General features: G+C 61.9%; 16 protein-coding genes. 7 read left to right on the top strand and 9 right to left on the bottom strand.

The window, feature by feature from the left end; all coding sequences use genetic code 11:
• Positions 1-237: 237 nt before the first annotated feature.
• The 8 genes from ACYQ47_RS09570 to ACYQ47_RS09535 form a co-directional block, all read right to left on the bottom strand.
• Positions 238-1,026 carry an aspartyl/asparaginyl beta-hydroxylase domain-containing protein gene (locus ACYQ47_RS09570; protein WP_459905216.1) on the bottom strand — a complete coding sequence of 263 codons (789 nt, stop codon included), beginning with the start codon at positions 1,024-1,026 and terminating at the stop codon, positions 238-240.
• Positions 1,027-1,131: 105 nt separating this feature from the next.
• Positions 1,132-2,205, bottom strand: a complete 1,074-nt coding sequence (locus tag ACYQ47_RS09565; protein ID WP_459905215.1) for an alcohol dehydrogenase catalytic domain-containing protein — start codon at positions 2,203-2,205, stop codon at positions 1,132-1,134.
• Positions 2,206-2,237: 32 nt separating this feature from the next.
• The gene (locus tag ACYQ47_RS09560) at positions 2,238-3,275 is read right to left on the bottom strand and encodes an NAD(P)-dependent alcohol dehydrogenase (protein WP_250511042.1); all 1,038 of its coding nucleotides are present in this window, start codon (positions 3,273-3,275) and stop codon (positions 2,238-2,240) included.
• Positions 3,276-3,307: 32 nt separating this feature from the next.
• Positions 3,308-4,057, bottom strand: a complete 750-nt coding sequence (locus tag ACYQ47_RS09555) for an SDR family oxidoreductase (RefSeq protein WP_250527664.1) — start codon at positions 4,055-4,057, stop codon at positions 3,308-3,310.
• Positions 4,058-4,064: 7 nt separating this feature from the next.
• On the bottom strand, positions 4,065-5,045 hold the full coding sequence (locus ACYQ47_RS09550; protein ID WP_244830810.1) for a sugar-binding transcriptional regulator: 981 nt from the start codon (positions 5,043-5,045) through the stop codon (positions 4,065-4,067).
• A gap of 36 nt (positions 5,046-5,081) precedes the next feature.
• The gene (locus ACYQ47_RS09545) at positions 5,082-5,927 is read right to left on the bottom strand and encodes a carbohydrate ABC transporter permease (RefSeq protein WP_284503485.1); all 846 of its coding nucleotides are present in this window, start codon (positions 5,925-5,927) and stop codon (positions 5,082-5,084) included.
• A 32-nt stretch (positions 5,928-5,959) separates the two neighbouring features.
• Positions 5,960-6,886, bottom strand: coding sequence for a carbohydrate ABC transporter permease (locus tag ACYQ47_RS09540; protein ID WP_244830813.1), 927 nt, complete (start codon positions 6,884-6,886; stop codon positions 5,960-5,962).
• A 39-nt stretch (positions 6,887-6,925) separates the two neighbouring features.
• A complete protein-coding gene (locus ACYQ47_RS09535) occupies positions 6,926-8,296 on the bottom strand; it encodes an ABC transporter substrate-binding protein (protein ID WP_250494563.1) in 1,371 nt (456 codons plus the stop codon).
• 261 nt (positions 8,297-8,557) lie between these two features.
• Between ACYQ47_RS09535 and ACYQ47_RS09530 the strand changes: the two genes are divergently transcribed.
• The 7 genes from ACYQ47_RS09530 (at position 8,558) to ACYQ47_RS09500 (ending at position 16,182) form a co-directional block, all read left to right on the top strand.
• Positions 8,558-9,679 carry an ABC transporter ATP-binding protein gene (locus tag ACYQ47_RS09530; protein ID WP_250494562.1) on the top strand — a complete coding sequence of 374 codons (1,122 nt, stop codon included), beginning with the start codon at positions 8,558-8,560 and terminating at the stop codon, positions 9,677-9,679.
• Positions 9,680-9,799: 120 nt separating this feature from the next.
• Positions 9,800-10,084 carry a hypothetical protein gene (locus tag ACYQ47_RS09525; protein WP_459905212.1) on the top strand — a complete coding sequence of 95 codons (285 nt, stop codon included), beginning with the start codon at positions 9,800-9,802 and terminating at the stop codon, positions 10,082-10,084.
• A 152-nt stretch (positions 10,085-10,236) separates the two neighbouring features.
• Positions 10,237-10,746, top strand: a complete 510-nt coding sequence (locus tag ACYQ47_RS09520; RefSeq protein WP_244830818.1) for a Csu type fimbrial protein — start codon at positions 10,237-10,239, stop codon at positions 10,744-10,746.
• A gap of 1 nt (position 10,747) precedes the next feature.
• The gene (locus tag ACYQ47_RS09515; RefSeq protein ID WP_459905210.1) at positions 10,748-11,542 is read left to right on the top strand and encodes a fimbrial biogenesis chaperone; all 795 of its coding nucleotides are present in this window, start codon (positions 10,748-10,750) and stop codon (positions 11,540-11,542) included.
• Between the two features lie 7 nt (positions 11,543-11,549).
• Entirely contained in the window at positions 11,550-14,021 is a 2,472-nt protein-coding gene (locus ACYQ47_RS09510) for a fimbria/pilus outer membrane usher protein (RefSeq protein WP_459905209.1), read from the top strand.
• On the top strand, positions 14,018-14,989 hold the full coding sequence (locus ACYQ47_RS09505; protein WP_250494558.1) for a Csu type fimbrial protein: 972 nt from the start codon (positions 14,018-14,020) through the stop codon (positions 14,987-14,989). Before ACYQ47_RS09510 ends, ACYQ47_RS09505 begins: the two co-directional genes overlap by 4 nt.
• A 293-nt stretch (positions 14,990-15,282) precedes the next feature.
• On the top strand, positions 15,283-16,182 hold the full coding sequence (locus ACYQ47_RS09500) for an EAL domain-containing protein (RefSeq protein ID WP_459905208.1): 900 nt from the start codon (positions 15,283-15,285) through the stop codon (positions 16,180-16,182).
• 168 nt (positions 16,183-16,350) lie between these two features.
• Here the strand turns inward: ACYQ47_RS09500 and ACYQ47_RS09495 are convergent, their stop codons facing one another.
• Complete coding sequence (locus ACYQ47_RS09495; RefSeq protein WP_244830823.1) at positions 16,351-17,733, bottom strand: sigma 54-interacting transcriptional regulator; 1,383 nt, start codon at positions 17,731-17,733, stop codon at positions 16,351-16,353.
• Position 17,734 lies beyond the last annotated feature (1 nt).

Here is a 17,734-nt window from a genome sequence, read left to right as displayed (position 1 = left end):
GTCTCGAATGCAAGGCGACTAAGCACGAGGCAAGCGGATTGTAGCGCCGCATTAAAAAAGGAGCATGGATGGCGACGCCTTTAGCTCAGACGGCTTTAGCACCATGTTGCTTTGCAGGCTTAAGGAATGAGGCATTTGCTTTAAGGCGTCAACATAAAGTATAGAGCGCGATCGACAGTTAGTTGCATGATAAAAGCTAAGGCGAGTTGCTTCACGGCCCTCTCGCCTATTGGCAAGCTAGCGAATCATTTCCCAGTTTGCATAGAACACACGTCGCATGGACATGACGCCAAGACGCACCGCCGCGACCATGACGTCAAGCACGCGCGCAAAATGCGAAGGCCTCAAGACATCGAGAAAAATGCAGTACCGCAAGCGATCGGATTCGTTGACCGACCGATGCACGAGCGTATCGTCGAAAATGAATAGCGGATCGTCGTGCCAATAATGACGACGCCCCGCTACTTCGATAAAGACATTTTCGTCGTCGACGGGACGCAGGTTGTAAAGACAACGCAAGGTAAGACGCAGCGGTCCGTAATGCACTGAAGTACTCTGCCGCTCATTGAAAACCGATATGCCGATGGTCTTGACGTATTTGAAGTCGCGCGCCATTTCCGGTAAGTCAAGCGAACTATCGACCGGCATGCCGTACCAGCGCACGAAACACATGCCGCGGCGCTTGCTTGCCATTTGCCCTCCGAGGCGCGCGTTCACTAGCGGAAGATGGTCGTTGAAAGCGGCGATGATCGAGCGGATCTCGTCTTGATGCGCGGCCGGTAACTGCGAGAGATCGTAGACGCCGTGATTCCGTTCGCAGATGAGATCGACCAGCAAATTGAAGGGAGAAAGCACCCACGTAAGCAGGCCATTGCCAAGAAAATAACGCCGCCAGTTTGCTGCATCGAACTGGCGGCTGCGTTGAAAATCCGCTAAGCCGCTTGCCAGGAAACAGAGCGCAAGGACAGGCAAGAACCTTAGAAGAAGCGCCAGAATCGCAAGATAGAGCAGATCCTTTCGTCTCACATTCGGCCTCGGCGAGCGTCGTCGTTGACCGTTACATCTTAGTACGGGTTATGTCAGCGAGAAAACGCCTGCTTAAGAAAATGCGGCGCGCTTGCAACACCCGCTTCAAGCGCTCTTAGGCTTGAGCAAAACCTTGATTGAGTCGAGTGAATTGGCGGTCTTGATCGCTTCGTCCCATTCTTCCAGGGAAAAGTCGTGCGTGACGATGCCCTTGGAAGTCACGAGCCCGCGCGCCAGCAAGTCGATAGCGATGGGATAGCAATAAGGACCGAGATGCGCGCCGCGCACGTCGAGTTCTTTGCGGTCGCCGATGATCGACCAGTCGACCGTTGTATCCGCACCGAACACGGAGAACTCCACGAAGCGTCCAAGCTTGCGAATCAATTCCAGCCCTTGCGACACGCCGGCAGGCACGCCTGTGGTTTCGATATAGACATCGCAACCGTATTGGTCCGTGATCGAGAGGATGATGTCGAGCGCGTTGTCGCTCTTGGGATTGATGGTGATATCCGCGCCGTATTCGCGCGCGAGTTCCAGCCGCTCATCCACGAGATCGATCACGACCAGCTTCCTGGGCGTCTTGAGATGCGCGACTTGCGTCATCATCAAACCGAGCGGTCCCGCGCCTGCGATCACGACGACATCGCTTAGCTGAATATCGCCGCGATTCACCGTATGAATGGCACACGCGAGCGGCTCGACGATCGCGGCATCTTCGAGCGAGATGCCGTCCGGAATTTTGTGAACGATGGCTGTCGGCGGGAAGCGCATGTATTCGGCCATGCCGCCATCCGCCACTTCACGCTGAAAGCCGAAGATGTTATGCACTTCGCACATCCAGTATTGCCCGGACTTGCAATAGCGGCACTTCGCGCACGGCACGATCTGTTCGGCAATTACGCGGTCACCATCGTTCACGCCGAAGTGCTCGGCCGCCCCCTCGCCCAGTTCTTCCACGTAGCCGAAGAATTCATGGCCTGGAATGACCGGCGCCTTGACCCAAGGGTTCGGGCCGCCCCAGAACATCTTCGCGCCCGACCAGCATTTGCAGTCGCTCGCGCAAATTCCGCATGCGGCAATGCGAATGACGATCTCGTTTCTGCCCGGCGTCGGGCGCGCGACGCGCTCCACGCGATAGTCCTTCGGCGCGCGGCACACAATGGCCGTCATATCCGTCATGTTCGTGTCTCCGGTTATCGTTTTGGCGTTCGTTATTCTTCGAGCACGATCTGCACTTTCACATCCGTAGGCAGGCCGCTCGATGCTTCCTCGAACGCCTTGATACCATCGGCGAAGGGGAATGTGCGCGAGATGAACGGCTTCACATCGAGCTTGCCGGATGCGATCAACTGGATCGCACGCGGGAAAATATTCGCGTAGCGGAATACGGATTCGATGCGCGCTTCCTTGATCTGCACGGCGACCACATCGAGGGCAATGGCGCGCTGCGGCATGCCGACCAGCACGAGGCAGCCACCGGGACACAACAGATCGACAATGCCCTCGAAGGCCTTCTCATTGCCGCTCGCCTCGATCACGATATCCGCGCCCCAGCCGTCGGTCAGTTCGGCGATCACGTCCTTCGCATTGCGTTCGCGGATATTCACGGCCGTCACGCCCTGCACCGCGCCAATGAGATCGAGCTTCTCCTGCACGAGATCGCAGACGATGGCGCGGCTGCATCCACCTGCGAGCGCCGCCAGCGCGCACATCATGCCGATGGTGCCCGCACCCAGCACGACGGCGACATCGCCCGGCTTGATCGCGGCTTTCTTCGCAGCCTGCAAGCCGATGGAGAGCGGCTCGACGATCGCGCCTTCGGCAAAGCTCACGTTGTCCGGCAACTTGTACGTGAAGGCCGCGGGATGCACGACGAACGGCGCGAGACAGCCATGCACGGGCGGCGTGGCCCAGAAGCGCACCTTGGGGTCAAGGTTATAAAGCCCTTCACGCGATGCACGCGACTCCATGTCCGGCACGCCGGGTTCCATGCACACGCGGTCGCCCGCCTTGAGATTGCTCACTTCATCGCCGACCTCGATGACCGTGCCCGACGCTTCATGCCCGAGCACCATCGGCTCATTGACGACGAACGGTCCTATGCGGCCATGCTGGTAGTAGTGAATGTCGCTGCCGCAAATGCCCACCGTGTGAATGCGGATACGCACGTCGCGCGGTCCGACCACCTGCGGCAAGCTGAACGGCCGCAAGCTGATACGCCGTGCTTCTTCGAGAACCAGTGCTTCCATCGTCGCTCCTTCCTTGAAATGTTTATTGTTGGCTAGCCCGCCTGAAAGCCGCCGTCGATGGCGAGGCTCACGCCGCTGACCATGCTGGAATCGTCGCTTAGCAGATAGGCGATGGAGCGCGCCACTTCCACGGGCTGCACGAAGCGGTTCAGCGGAATGCGCGCGAGCATCGGGCCGGATTTGACGGGGTCGCTCCAGGCTCGCTCGGCCATGGGCGTCATCGTCACGACAGGGTTCACGGCGTTGACGCGGATGCCGTGCGGTCCGAGTTCGACGGCCATCACGCGCGTCATTGCGTCGAGTCCGCCCTTGGACGCGCAATACGCCGCATGCAACGGCAAGCCGACGGTCGCCGACAAGCTCGACACGTTGACGATGGCCCCGCCCGCATTGCGCGCGATCATGCTCTTCGCGCACTCCTGCGCGACGATCATCGCGGCGCGCACGTTGACGTTCATGGTGAGATCGAACGCTTCGGCGGTCGTCTCGAGGAACGGCTGCAATTGCGCGATGCCCGCGCAGTTCACGAGCAGATCGACCGGTTGCGCGCCGCGCGCGGCCTCGCGGGTGGCATCGGCATTTGCGAGATCGACGGCAATGGTTTCGCAGCCGGTCTCTTCCTTGAGTTGCACGAGGTCGGCAGCGCTGCGGCTCAAGGCAACGACCCGCGCGCCGCGTTCGATCAGGAGATGCACGGTCGCGTGGCCGATGCCCTTGCCCGCGCCGGTGACGAGCACGGTCTTGCCTGCAAACTCGCGGTTACGGTCGATGGTGTCGGTCATGTTCTCTTCAAGGTTCGTCGCAGAGTCGCCGCGCCGTGTCTTCATCGGTCACGAGCACCGACGGATAGCGTCCGCGCAACGCCGCACGCGTGACATGAAACTTCTTCGCCCCGCCACTGACGAGAACCACGCGACGCAGCTTGCGCAAGTCTTCGAGCGTGATCGCAACGGTGCGGCGATTCAGCGGATGATCGATCAGCTCGCCGTCTTCATCCATGAAATGCCCGAGCATGTCGCCGACCGCGCCCGCTTTTTCGAGCGTGCGCAATTGCTCCGGATTGTCGATGCCATAGGTCACGACGAGGGATTCCGTCAGATCGCCGCAAGTCAACAGGGCGAGGTCGGAGTTGCGCGCGAGTTCGTAGGTCTCGCGCACGGTGCCTTCCTGCAAGATCACGTCGCGCGCCTTCTGGCTGCTGACGTAGATGGGCGCGGCGAACAGATATCCGTCCGCTCGGCAGATATCCGCGAAGTCGGAAACGATATCGAACGTGTTGATGCTCGGGCAATGCGACAGGCCGCCTTGCAGCGACACCGCCGACACCGCGCCATAACTGCGTTGCGGCATGGCGCGCAGCACGGCGCGGATCGTGCGTCCCCAGCCAAGCCCGATAGTTTGCCCTGCAACTATCTGCCTCGAAAAGTAGCTCGCCGCGCCGATACCGAGCGCCGCGTTGTTCGCTTCGGTGTTCGCACCGGTCGGCACGACCACCGCGCATTCAAGACCGAAGCGTTTGCTGAGCGCTTCTTCCAGCGCGACGCATGGCGCTATCTTGCTGTTGATGGTGATCTGCACGAGACCCGACTCGCGGCTTGCCGCGAGCAGCCGGTTCACGCGCACGCGGTTGCTGCCTATACGTTCCGCGATCTCCTGCTGCGTCAGGTTGCCGACGTAGTAGTGCCACGCGACGCGCGCCTGCAATTCCTCTTCCGAGTCGATGGATTCGTCGGTTTCGGCGAAGGCTAGGGGTGGTACTGTCTTGCTCATATCGAGTGTCTGGTCACAATGGAAGGCCGAAGGAGTCTACTTCACCGCGCCCATCGTGAGACCTTGCACCAGCCGCCCGGACACGAGCAGCGCGAAGACGACCATCGGCAGGACGATCAGCGTACCCGTGGCCATGATCTCGCCCCAGGGCAATTCGTAACCGCTCATGTAGCTCGTCGCGGCGACCGGCGATGTAATGGCATCGGTGCGTGTCAGCACGAGCGCATAGAGCAGATCGTTCCACGAGAAGATGAAAGCGAAGATGGCGGATACGACGATGCCCGGCATCGCGAGCGGCAAGTTGATGCGCCAGAACACGCGCCACGGCGACGCGCCATCGAGCCGCGCGGCCTCGTCGAGTTCCACGGGAATATTGCGGAACTGGTCGGTGCAGATCCATACGACGATCGGCAACGAGAAGGTCAGATAAAGAAGAATCAGCACGATGTGCGTATCGACGAGATCGAGCTTGGTCGCAATCAGAAAGAACGGCACCGCGAGCACCACGGGGCTCACCATGCGATTCGAGATGAACCAGAACCACAGATCTTCCTTGCCACGAAATTCGAAGCGTGCGAGCGCATAGGCAGCGGGCGCGCCGAGCAGAATGGCAAGCACCGTCGTGCTGCTCGCGATGATGAGCGAGTTGAGCAGACTGCCCGCCACGTCATGCTCGAAAAGCGCCGCCGAATAGTGATGAAACGTGGGACTGAACAGCCACTTCGGCGGATACGCGAGCGCGTCGGACTGGCTCTTCAGGCTCGTCGTCACCATCCAGTAGAAGGGAAACACGGACGACAGAAAGACGATCGCCAGACCGAAAAAGTGCCATACGGTGGCGCGTTTGCGTGCGGCACGCGCACGCAGGGCACGCTTGGTCATGCCGCCATTTGCGGCTTGCAGGGTCGGAGAACTCACGCGGCCTCCCGGTACACGAAGCGGATATAAAGACGCGACAGCACGATAGTCAGGATCAAGAGAATGATGGCCTGAGCGGACGCCATGCCCTGATCGAAGAGACGAAAGCCCACGCGCTGGATATAGATGCTGATGAACTCCGTCGCGGTGCCGGGGCCGCCGCGCGTCATGGTGAAGACGGCATCGAACATCTTCAGCATGTCGGCCGAGCGCAGAATGAGGATGGCCGTCAAACCCGGCAGCAAATACGGTCGCTGCAAGTGCCAAAGAATCATGCTCCACTTCGGCGTTTCGAGGCGCGCCGCTTCCTCGGCTTCCTTCGGCACCATGGAAAGCCCGGCCAGCAGAATCAGCGCGCAAAACGGCGTCCACTGCCAGATATCCATGATCATCACGGAGACGAACGCAAGCGTCGGATCGGCAAGCCAGTCTTGCGGCGGAATGCCGAAGAGGCCCGCCAGATAGTTCGCCACGCCGAACTGCCGGTTGAAGATCAGGCGGCCGATTAGGCCCACGACCGCATAAGTTGTCGCCATTGGAATGACGAGGCTCACGCGAGCGGCGGCGCGCATCCATCGCAAGTCGATACGGTGCAGCATCAACGCCGCAAAGAGCCCGAGTGCGACCTCGATCGGCAAGGTAAGACAAAGGAACAACGCAGTGCGGCCGAGCGCGCCCCAGAACGAGGGATCGGTGAGCGTCGCCACGTAATTGTCGATGCCCACGAACGGCGTGCCCGACGCGAGATCGGCGAGCTTGTACTGATGAAACGAGTTATAGAGCGCCAGCAGCAGCGGGTAAATGCCGATGACCGCCAGCGCGAATATCGCCGGAATCAGGAACCAGAAGGCAGGCGTTCGCGGCACCACGCCAAAGTAACGCGTCCGCTTTCCGAGCCTTGGAGAAGTTGCCACGCCTGCCATTCGATCGCCTCCGGTTCCTGATGTTTAGCGTTCAGCCGATTACTTGAGCAAAGGCTTCTTGCCGTCGTAATAGCCGGCTTTTTTCAGGATGTCCTCGGTCTTCTGACCGATGGTCTGCGCGCCATCCTTCACCGTCACCTGACCGAGCATGATCTTGCTGCCCCATTCGCCGATGACTTCCGACACCGCCGGCCACTCGGGGAAACGCGGACGATAATCCGGCACGCCGCCTTGCCACGATTCGACCATCGGCTTCACGAACGGATACTTGTCCTGCACCGCCTTGTCCTGATAGACCGCCGTGCGTGCCGGCACGCCGCCCGCCTCGAGATAAGGCTTCGCCATGGCCTCGGACGTGATCCATTGGATGAAGAGCCACGATGCCGCTTGCTTCTTCGCGCTGGCCTTTGCATTCACGGCAAGCGAGAAGCCGCCGAGCGCGGGCTTGAGTCCCGCCGGCCCCTTCGGTTCGGTGGTGATCGCAAGACAGTTGCCGAGCTTCGACTTGCTCGGGTCGGTGAGCGTCGGATAGAAAGCGGACCATTCGGTGATCATCGCGACCTGCCCTTGCGCAAGCGCGTTGACGGCTTCGGCGTGATCGAAATCGACGATACCCGGCGGCATGTACTTCATCAGCTTTTGCCGGTATTCGAGGCCCGCTTGCGATTGCGGCGACATCAGGTTCGACTTGAACTTAGCATCGAGAAGCGATCCGCCATTGGGCCACAACACGCGCATGAAGCTATCCGCCGATTGCGTCTCGCCGCGCCGCGACTGCAACGCGAAAGCGAACTTGTCGCCCTTCGTGAGCTTCGGCGCGTAGGTTGTCAGCAACTCGTCCCAGGTCTTCGGCGGCTCGTCGAAACCCGCGTCCTTCAGCATGCACTTGTTGTAGAACATGAGGCCCGAGTAATTATCGAACGGCAGGCCATACGTGACCTTGTCCCATGTGCCGAACGAGTCGAGCAGAATCGGGAAGAAGCCCTTCAGATTGAGATTCGGGTCCGCGAGCTTGGGGTCGTCCGTGAACTTCTTGATGGGCACGAGCCACTTGTTACTCGCGAATTCGCCGATCCACACGACGTCCACGAGCACGATGTCCTGATCGCCGCCGCCCACGAAGTTGAGCACTTCCTTCTCACGCGTGTTCTCGTACGGAATCACTTCCCAGCGCACCTTGATGCCCGTCTCTTTCTCGAACTGCGGTATCAGGGTTTGTGCTGCCTTGTAGCCGGGACGATCCAGAAAGATAGCCTTGATGGTGGTGCCAGAATACGGCTCCGCGGCTTCCTTGAGCGTCCACGCCTGTGCGTTCGATGCGGCGAAAGCCGCGCTAGCCGCAAGTAGCGCGACAGCCGCTACGTGCTTGACGGGACCAAGTTGTCTCACCTGGGTGAAGCGCTTCTTCATGCCTGTCTCCTTTGATTTTTTTAGAGCAGTGATGGCTTGCGGATTCGTTCGTAGCGTCTTTCGGTTCCTGCGAGTGCGAAGGGAAACGGGTGGAAAACACGGCGTATGCGGCGAAGACCGTCTGTGTCGTTTCACTTGTAATTTCGGTTTTACAATTGTATATTTTGGCCCGAACAGGTTGTCAAGAACTAAATCGACGAAGCCATTCGATGCTGCGCTGCGATGAACATACTCGTGGCTCGGCCATAGACGGAGACAGGCATGAGCGCCGTTCATCTACAGCAGATCCGCAAGTCCTTTGCAGGCACCGATGTGCTCAAGGGCGTCGACATTCAGGTGAAGGACCGCGAGTTCATGGTCTTCGTCGGACCATCGGGATGTGGCAAGTCCACCTTGCTGCGAAGCATCGCCGGGCTCGAACGCAGCGATTCAGGGCAAATACTGATAGGCGGTGAAGACGTCACCGAACTCGAACCATCGCAGCGTGGCGTGGCGATGGTGTTTCAGTCGTATGCGCTCTATCCGCACATGACGGTGTACGAGAACATCGCGTTCGGACTGCGCATGCTGAAGCTGCCCGAAGCGCAGATCAAGGAACGCGTGCAGCGCGCAGCCGAGATCCTGCAGATCGGTCAACTGCTCGAACGCCGGCCGCGCGCGTTGTCGGGCGGACAGCGTCAGCGCGTTGCCATCGGGCGATCGATCGTGCGCGAACCGCAAGTGTTTCTCTTCGACGAACCGCTCTCGAATCTCGATGCCGCCTTGCGCGTGCAGATGCGCCTCGAACTCATCAAGCTGCACAAGCAACTCAACGCGACGATGATCTACGTCACGCACGATCAGACCGAAGCGATGACCATGGCCGATCGAATCGTCGTGCTGAATCATGGGCGCGTGGAGCAGATCGGCACGCCGCTGGAGCTTTATCGCACGCCGCATAATCGCTTCGTCGCGGGCTTCATCGGCTCGCCGAAGATGAACTTCATGGACGTGCGCGTGCAACGTGTCGATGCCGCCGGCGTCAGCATCGAACTGCCCGGTGGCGAGGCGCTCACGCTGCCCTTCAAGGCTTCGTCGGTGAAGGCGGGCGAGACGCTCACGCTCGGCATTCGCCCGGAACATTTCGTCGAGGAATGCGGCGGCGATATCGATAGCGGTCTTGCCGGCGAAGTGATGGTGATCGAGCATCTCGGTGGCGAGACGCTCTTGCATCTGCGATTGCCGAACGACCTCGTGATTCAAGTGAAGGGCTCGGGCGAGTCCACTGCGTTCGAAGGACAACGCCTGAACGCGGGCTTCAGCATTCGCCATGTGCATCTGTTCAACCAGGACGGCAGTGCGCTCGAACGTCTTCGGCCCGTGACGGAGACTGCTGCCGCTTGAGGCTGGGTCGCTCGATCAAGTTTCCTCAGCGGATGCCGTAAACGAAAAGAGGCGCCGAAGTAGCGGCGCTCGCGGCCGCGCCGTCGGCTGCATCCGTCACCGCTGTTCATCGTGAAACTCATGGCATCCAGCATCCGTTCGCTGACGGCATGGTCCGTCGTGGTGACGTTCGCGCTCAGCGCGGCACCTTCCGCTTTCGCAGGCACCGGCAACGCAGAGTTGCCCGTGACGCTGACCGTCTACGATATCTGTACGCTCGATACGGGCGCCACGCAGCCAAGCGTGGCCTGTTCCGCAGGCGGCCAGTACCGCATCCTCGCGGGCGAATATTTCGCGGACGTCCGCATCGCCGATATCAAGGCCGCGCAACGACCGCAAAAGCCGGTCGTCGAGATTGCGTTCTGAAACGTCGAACCCTTGGCGACGCATTGTTACAATCGCTTACGCTTTAACGTCTGAGGAATGCACATAATCAGGGCGTCACGACGCGCCAAAAATCTGAGAGAGCAGCACAAACGTTTGGCGCGCGGAAGACACTTCCAGAGAAGAGGTGAACAATGCGTCGCCGTAACCTTGCCGTTTCCGTGCTTTGCATCGCGTTGGCATCGGGGCCGCTCGTTCCGTTCGGAGCGAACGCAGCCACGCGAACCACTACCTTCACCGTATCCCTCACGCTGCAGAACGATTGCCAGATCGCGGCCAATCCGCTCAATTTCGGCAACTCGGGTGTTATCGCGGCGAACATCGATCAGACCACCACGTTGAGCGTCACCTGCTCGAACGGCGCGTCGTATAACGTCGGGCTGGATGCGGGTTCGGTGTCGGGTTCCACGGTGCCGAACCGGCTGCTCGCGGGCACGGGCACGCCTCTGCCGACGGTCGCCTATCAGCTCTATCGCGATGCCGCGCGCACGCTCGTCTGGGGCCAGACGGTCGGCACCGACACGGTCTCCGGCACCGGCACGGGCGCGGCGCAGACGGTCACGGTCTATGGCCGCGTCGCGCCGCAGACCACGCCGGCCGCGGGCACGTATTCATCCGTCGTCACGGCTACCGTCACGTTCTAGCATGCGCTCATCGCAGTGTTACCGGGCCGCGCGGCCCGGCAGGCGGGCGCTCGCGTGTGCGCTGGCGGGCTTCTCGTGGTGGTGCCTTCTGTACGCGGCGAACGTATCGGCGGCGGCCTTGCAAGTGTCGCCTATCCGGCTCGATCTCTCCGCCGAAAGGCCCGCCGCCGCGCTCACGCTGCATAACGACGGCAGTGCGCCGCTCAATGCTCAGGTACGCGTGTTCGCATGGACGCAGTCGCTCGACGAAGACCATCTGGAGCGCACGGCCGCCATCGTCGCGAGTCCGCCGATCGTGCAGATCGCGCCGAACGGCGATCAGACCATCCGCATTCTGCGAGTGGGAAGCGAGCCGCTTGCGCGCGAGGAGACGTATCGTCTGCTGATCGATGAAATTCCGAACGCACAGAGCGCGCAGAACACGGGCGTGCGCATGCAGTTGCGCTATTCGGTGCCGGTCTTCGTGGGCGCGGACGAAGCGCGCTCACCCGCGTTGAAGTTCGCGCTGGAACGCAAGAGCCAGGCAAGCAACGAAACCGACGTCATGCTGCGCGTGTCGAACGGCGCGCAAACGCATGCGCAATTGAGCCGCGTTCGTCTTGACTGGTCCGATGGTCAGAGCACGCAAGTCTCGGCGGGACTGCTCGGCTATGCGTTGCCCGGCGCCGCGCGCCGCTGGCCCGTGCAGGGCGCGCCTGCGAATGGCACGTGGGCGACCTTGCACGCCGTCGTCAACGGCGAGCCCGTGACCATGCGTGTGAACGTCGAGCCGGGAACGCCGGGCTCCGACCGCTAGGCCGTGGATGCCATCGCCGCGCCCGCGTGCGAGCCGGTCACGCGCTCATGTGCTTCGTCTCGTGCCGATCATCGTGTGGTCCGCCATGCCCGCGTGGTCACACGCGAACGACTCGACACCGGCGACAGCGCCCATGCAGATGCAAGGCGCCCTTCCCCATGAACGCGGCGAGCTGTATCTCGAAGTGTCGATCAACGGAACATCGACGCAAAAGATCGCGCAATTCTTCGTGACCGACGAGACGATCTACACGACGCCCGGCGAATTGCGCGAACTCGGCTTGCGCACCGACGACCTGCAAGCGCAAGCGAACGGCCGCATCGCGCTGGGTGTCGTGCCGGGCCTGCGTTATCGATACTTCGAGCAACAGCAACGCATCGACCTCGAAGCCGCCGATGCGCGCCGCGTGCCTTCCGCGCTTTCCAACATTCCGGCACGCGCGCCGGTGGCCGCAACCGGCACGGGCCTCGTCATCAACTACGAAGCGAGCGTGCAGACCAACTCGCCGGCGCAATACGGCTTCTATGGCGAGGAACGTTTCTTCTATCCGGGCGGCCTCTTCGACAACACCGGCACGGCGTACTGGTATGCGGACAGCCGCCGCTACGTGCGGCTCGATACGTCGTGGAGCTATTCGGACACCGCTTCACTCATGACCACGCGCATCGGCGACACGATTTCCTCATCGCTCACGTGGACGCGCCCGGTGCGCATGGGGGGCGCGCAACTATCGCGCGATTTCGGCTTGCGGCCCGATCTCGTCACGTATCCCGTGCCCGCGCTCGGCGGTTCGGCCGCCGTGCCGAGCGCCGTCGATCTCTACGTCAACAATGTGCGCCAGTTCAGCGGCGCGGCGCCCTCGGGACCGTTCGTCATCAATGCGGTGCCGGCCATCAACGGCGCGGGCGAAGCGGTGATCGTGAGCCGCGATGTGCTCGGCCGCAGCGTAATGACGACGGTGCCGCTCTATATCGACGCGCGTCTGCTCGCAAGCGGCCTCACGGACTTCTCCGTCGAAGCGGGCTTCGTGCGCCGCGCGTATGCGCTGCGCTCGTTCGACTATGCGGGCGACCCGTCGGCATCGGCGTCGATCAGGCGCGGCATAACCGATACCATCACGCTCGAAGCACACGGCGAAGCCACGCGCGGCGTCTACAACGCGGGCGCCGGCGTATTGTTCGGCATCGGACAAGCGGGCGTCTTCAATGTGTCGCTGGCGGGCAGCGCGGGCAACGGCGGCTTGAATCCCGCGCCCCTTTATACGTATCCGGCAAGCTTCTACAACGGCTTCGATAGCAGTTTGCCGCCTTATGTTCCGCAAGCGCCGCATGGCGGCAGCGGCATGCAGGTTTCGGTGGGATGGCAATGGCGCACGCCCGCGCTTTCCGTCGATCTGCAAGCGCAGAAAGCGACGCCTCACTACAGCGATCTGGCGTCCGCCGAAGGCACGCCCGTGCCGCGTTCGACGTATCGCGCGACGCTTGCCGCGCCCGTGCGCGTGCTGGGTTCTTCGAGCACGGCAAGCGCGAGTTACGTGGGTCTTGCCGATCCCTACTACGGCGACTCGCGCATCGGTTCGCTGGCGTACACGGTGACGTTGCCGCGCGGCACGTCGCTATCGGCGAGCGTGTATCACGACTTCGGCGACACGCGTAACACCGGCGTCTTCGTGGCGCTCGCCTTCGCGCTCGGCGGCGCCCTCAACGCGAGCGTCGATGCAGGCAGCGATCACGGCAAACCGCTCTTCGGCGCATCGGTGACGAAGACGGCCGACTACGGCGGCGGCTTTGGCTGGCAAGCGCAGACGGCGCATCAGAACGGCGTGCAGCAGTCGCTTGCGCAAGGCGCGTATCGCACTCGCTATGGCGATTTGCTCGGCACCGTGGCGAGCGTGCAGTCGCGCGTGTATGGCGAGCTGGACGCATCGGGCTCCATCGTGATGATGGAAGGCGATGTGCTCGCGGGCCGCCGTATCGACGACGCCTTCGCGCTCGTCTCCACCGATGGCGTAGCGAACGTGCCCGTGCTGCACGAGAACCGCGAGATCGGCAAGACCAATGGCGCGGGGCATCTGCTGGTGCCGGATCTGATTGCGTATCAGGCGAATCATCTCGGCATCGACCCGCTCGATCTTCCCGCCAATACCTCCATCGCCACCACGCAGCTCAATCTCGCGCCGCAATCGCGGGCGGGCGTCGTCGCGCGTTTTCCGATACGGGGTTTCAGCGGCGCACAACTGCAGCTCGTCGATGCCGCAAGCGCTCCCTTGCCGCCGGGCACGACGCTTACGCACCGCGAGACCGGCAAGCGATACGTCGTCGGCTACGACGGACTCGCCTTTATCGACGATCTCGCCGCGACCAATACGCTCGACGCCACGTCATCCGGCACGTCCTGCGAAGCGCACGTTGCCTTCACGGCGCAAGCACACGCCTTGCCGACGCTCAGCCCATTCACCTGCAAGAGCGCGTCGCCATGAAGCGCGCATGGTTCTTGGCTATCGCGCTGTTCGTCTTCATGACGACGCCGGTGCGTGCGCAAGTGTGCACGGCGTCGATATCGAGCATCAACTTCGGATCGATCGCGCCCGCGACGGATTCGTCCGCGAACGTCTCGGGCTCGGTGACGGTGTCTTGCACGGGCTTCGTGCTGACCTTGCCGGTGCGGGCGTGCATCAGCATCGGGACGGGCAGCGCAGGTGCGTCCTACGCGCCGCGCCTGGCGGCCAACGGCGCCAGCACGCTGCAATACAACCTCTATGCCGATTCGACCGGCGGCACGATCTGGGGTTCGCGGCGCTCCGCGAGTTACGGCGCGGTGGCGCTCGACATACCGCTTACCCTCGCGCTCGGCACGGCATCCGGCAGCCGTACCTTGCCGTTTTATGGACGCATCGCGGCGGGTCAGAGCACGCTCGTCGCGGGAACGTATCTATCGACATTCTCGGGCGCGACGCAGGCCGAAATGACGTATCAGCAATACGTCGTTTCGCCGCCCAACTGCTCGACCGTGACCGCCAATTCGAACGCCCTTTCCTTTACCGTGAGCGCGACCGTCATCAACGATTGCACGCTTGCCGCGACCAACATCAATTTCGGCACGGCCGGACTACTCGATGGCGCCTTGACGGCAACGGGCACACTGAGCGTGGCATGCACCAACAACGACCCTTACTCGATAACGTTATCGGCCGGCGGCGGCAGCGGCGCAAGCGTCGCGGACCGGCGCATGACGCGCGGCGGCGGCAGCGAACAGGTGCGTTATCAGCTCTATCAGAACGCGGCTTACTCGACTCCGTGGGGCGATGGCACGAATTCCGCGCCGGCTCTTGCAGGCACCGGCACCGGTTCGAGTCAGGCGATCACGGTCTATGCGCGCGTGCTGCCGCAAGCCACACCCACCGCCGGAACTTATAGCGATACCATCCTTGCGACCATCACTTACTGAGCCGCGAACGTGCGCTTTCCACTAGTCAGCATTGCAAAAGTTATTACACACAGGCTCGAAACTACAAGGCGCCGTGCACGGTGACGACGCATGCGGGCGTAACGCTTGCCTCGACGTAACGTTACCTTTGACCGATACGCTCTTCCCGATGCTTCCGAGGATCGCTCAACACCGGCAAAAATTCGGGTTTTCCCTTTCTGAAGTCCGCATCCGAACGCCGAACCGCCGCGTATATCCAAACTGGCACGACTCCTGCAAACCTTCTCTTGAACACTAAGGGAGGGCGGCAAAGCATGAGTACAACGACATCCCGCTCGCAGGTCGAGAACGTCGTGCGCGACTCCGGTCAGGCATTGAGGCGTCGCGTACTTCAGGGTCTCGCGGCTGGCGAGTTTTGTATCGCCTATCAGGGAATCTACCGAGTCGACAGCGGCGAGCTCGCGCGCATGGAAGCGCTCATCCGCTGGCGTCATCCAGACTATGGCGTGCTCTTGCCTGGCGCGTTCTGCGAGGCGTTGCAGGACCCGGACGTCATGGTGAAGATCACCTGGTTCGTCATGGATGCCGTTGCAGGCGATATCGCCGCGTGGCTCGCGCGCGGCGGCAAGCGTTATCCCGTCGCGGTCAACGTGCCGCCTTCGGTCGCCGCCATGCCGGGCTTCGCAAAACGCATGGAAGCGATCTGCGTGGCGCATGGCATCGCGTCGAGCTATATCGAACTCGAACTCTCGGAAAGCGAGGATCTTGCGCTCTTTCCGTCGATTCAACAGGTCGTCCAGCGCTTCCGTAATAAAGGCGTCAACATTGCGATGGATGATTTCGGTACCGGCTACGCGTGCCTCGCCGCGCTCGGGCCGATCGACTTCGGCACCGTGAAGATCGCCAAGGAGTTGCTCGCGGAAGCGCCGCGCTGCCCGAATGCGTGCATGGTGTTTTCCTCGGTGCTCGCGCTGCTCACGCGGCTCAAGGTATCGATCGTCGTCGAAGGCGTGGAGACGCCCGCGCAGGCGCAATGGCTCGCGCAGTGGCCGCATGTGCTCGCGCAAGGCTTCCTGCTCGCGCGGCCCACGTTTGGCATGGACAACGTGCCGGGCGTGGATGCTCACGCGGACATGCAAGGCATGCAGAGAGCCCATGCAATCACGCGGCAAACCAGCCGGCGCTCGGCGATGCGTATCGCGGACGCCGCATGAAGGCGCGCACCGCCTGTATGGAAGGTTGAAAGGACATAAGGCCGGACCCACTGATTTCATCCGGCCGCCCAGAGCTTCTGGCAGCCCTCGAAACGCCAGAACTTCGCCGACGTAGGCATGCGTCGGCGTTTTTTTTGGACGCCCGGAATCGATACCCGAGCGCGGCACTCAGAGCGGGCGCGTCTCCGGTTCCTCATCGAAGATCTGGAACTTGCGCATCTTCTCCCACAGCACCTTGCGGCTGATGCCCAGATGCAACGCCGTGTCCTGCCGGCGCCAGCCGTTCGCTTCGAGCGCCGCGATCACGCGATTTCGTTCGTTCATGTCCCACTTGCTGCGGTCGACGAGCAGCTCAGTGGCGTTATCCACGGGTTGCGCATTGCGCGCGAGCACGAGGAGCCGCTTGACGCGCCCTTCGTCCCACGAGCCGAGTTGCCGCACCGTCACACCCACGCGCTCCGCCAGATTGCGCAACTCGCGCACGTTGCCGGGAAAATAGACATCGGCGACGGCGTCCGCCAGCCAGTACGGTAACTCGGGCAAGGACTCGAGCTTCTCCTTGCCCACCACTTCGTTGATGAACGACTTGAAGAGCGCTATCTTGTCGGCCGCGCCGCGTTCTTCCAGCGTCGGAATCTTGAGTTCGATGACCGCGAGCCGGTAATAGAGGTCCGCGCGAAAAGTGCCGTCCTTCACGAGCTGCGGCAGGCTCTTGTTGCTTGCCGCGATAAGCCGGAATTCGAGCCGCACGGGCGTCGCCGAACCGAGCCGCGTGACCGCCTGATCTTCCAGCACGCGCAGCAGCTTGACTTGCTGATAGAGCGGCAAATCGCCGATTTCATCGAGAAAAAGCGTGCCGCCGTTGGCCTGCTCGAAGTAGCCTTTATGCGCAAGCACCGCACCCGTGAACGATCCCTTCGCATGCCCGAAGAACAGCGACTCGAAGAGACCATCGGGAATCGCGCCGCAGTTCACCGGCACGAACGGACCTTCGCCATAGCGGCGATGCTTCTCGTGCAGCAATTGCGCAATGCGCTCCTTGCCGACGCCGGTCTCGCCGTGCAGAAGCACGGGCGTATCGCAATCGGCGAAGGTATCGACTTCATGCAAGAGCGCCTGCATGCATTCGGCATGCGCGATCAACGCATGCGACGCCTGCGCTTCCTCGCCATGCGCGCGCAATTGCTGTGCGAGTTTCGAGACCATCGCGCGCAATTCGGCGCCGGTGAAATCGAGCGGCAGGATGTGCGAATAATCGGCGGGAAACATGGACGGATCGCGTTCGCGCGGCGCCGCGCCGACCCAGACCACGGGCATCGAATGACGCGCTTCCCAGTCGCGCAGCACGAACGCGCCGCTGTCTATCACGCTTACGCTGATGATCGCGATCGCCGGGCGCGACGAATCGCGCGGCGCGCTGATGGACGTGCCGTCCGCGCGTAATACATCCACTTCGTGACTGGACATGCAGCGCACCACGCGCTCGACGATGTCGGACTTGCCCTCCCACACGTGGATGTCGAGGCCATCGATTTTGGTGATCTGTCTCATG

This window comes from Caballeronia sp. HLA56, assembly GCF_054655155.1.
The sequence above is the reverse complement of the archived record's forward strand: the minus strand, read 5'-3'. Positions and strand labels throughout refer to the sequence as shown.

What these genes read in the sequence shown, in the direction of transcription:
- ACYQ47_RS09565 (WP_459905215.1), bottom strand. Translation starts at nt 2,205, where the DNA reads ATGACGGATATGACGGCCATTGTGTGCCGCGCGCCGAAGGACTATCGC.
- ACYQ47_RS09560 (WP_250511042.1), bottom strand. Translation starts at nt 3,275, where the DNA reads ATGGAAGCACTGGTTCTCGAAGAAGCACGGCGTATCAGCTTGCGGCCG.
- ACYQ47_RS09540 (WP_244830813.1), bottom strand. Translation starts at nt 6,886, where the DNA reads ATGGCAGGCGTGGCAACTTCTCCAAGGCTCGGAAAGCGGACGCGTTAC.
- ACYQ47_RS09525 (WP_459905212.1), top strand. Translation starts at nt 9,800, where the DNA reads ATGGCATCCAGCATCCGTTCGCTGACGGCATGGTCCGTCGTGGTGACG.
- ACYQ47_RS09550 (WP_244830810.1), bottom strand. Translation starts at nt 5,045, where the DNA reads ATGAGCAAGACAGTACCACCCCTAGCCTTCGCCGAAACCGACGAATCC.
- ACYQ47_RS09545 (WP_284503485.1), bottom strand. Translation starts at nt 5,927, where the DNA reads ATGACCAAGCGTGCCCTGCGTGCGCGTGCCGCACGCAAACGCGCCACC.
- ACYQ47_RS09530 (WP_250494562.1), top strand. Translation starts at nt 8,558, where the DNA reads ATGAGCGCCGTTCATCTACAGCAGATCCGCAAGTCCTTTGCAGGCACC.
- ACYQ47_RS09505 (WP_250494558.1), top strand. Translation starts at nt 14,018, where the DNA reads ATGAAGCGCGCATGGTTCTTGGCTATCGCGCTGTTCGTCTTCATGACG.
- ACYQ47_RS09510 (WP_459905209.1), top strand. Translation starts at nt 11,550, where the DNA reads ATGCCATCGCCGCGCCCGCGTGCGAGCCGGTCACGCGCTCATGTGCTT.
- ACYQ47_RS09520 (WP_244830818.1), top strand. Translation starts at nt 10,237, where the DNA reads ATGCGTCGCCGTAACCTTGCCGTTTCCGTGCTTTGCATCGCGTTGGCA.
- ACYQ47_RS09495 (WP_244830823.1), bottom strand. Translation starts at nt 17,733, where the DNA reads ATGAGACAGATCACCAAAATCGATGGCCTCGACATCCACGTGTGGGAG.
- ACYQ47_RS09515 (WP_459905210.1), top strand. Translation starts at nt 10,748, where the DNA reads ATGCGCTCATCGCAGTGTTACCGGGCCGCGCGGCCCGGCAGGCGGGCG.
- ACYQ47_RS09500 (WP_459905208.1), top strand. Translation starts at nt 15,283, where the DNA reads ATGAGTACAACGACATCCCGCTCGCAGGTCGAGAACGTCGTGCGCGAC.
- ACYQ47_RS09535 (WP_250494563.1), bottom strand. Translation starts at nt 8,296, where the DNA reads ATGAAGAAGCGCTTCACCCAGGTGAGACAACTTGGTCCCGTCAAGCAC.
- ACYQ47_RS09555 (WP_250527664.1), bottom strand. Translation starts at nt 4,057, where the DNA reads ATGACCGACACCATCGACCGTAACCGCGAGTTTGCAGGCAAGACCGTG.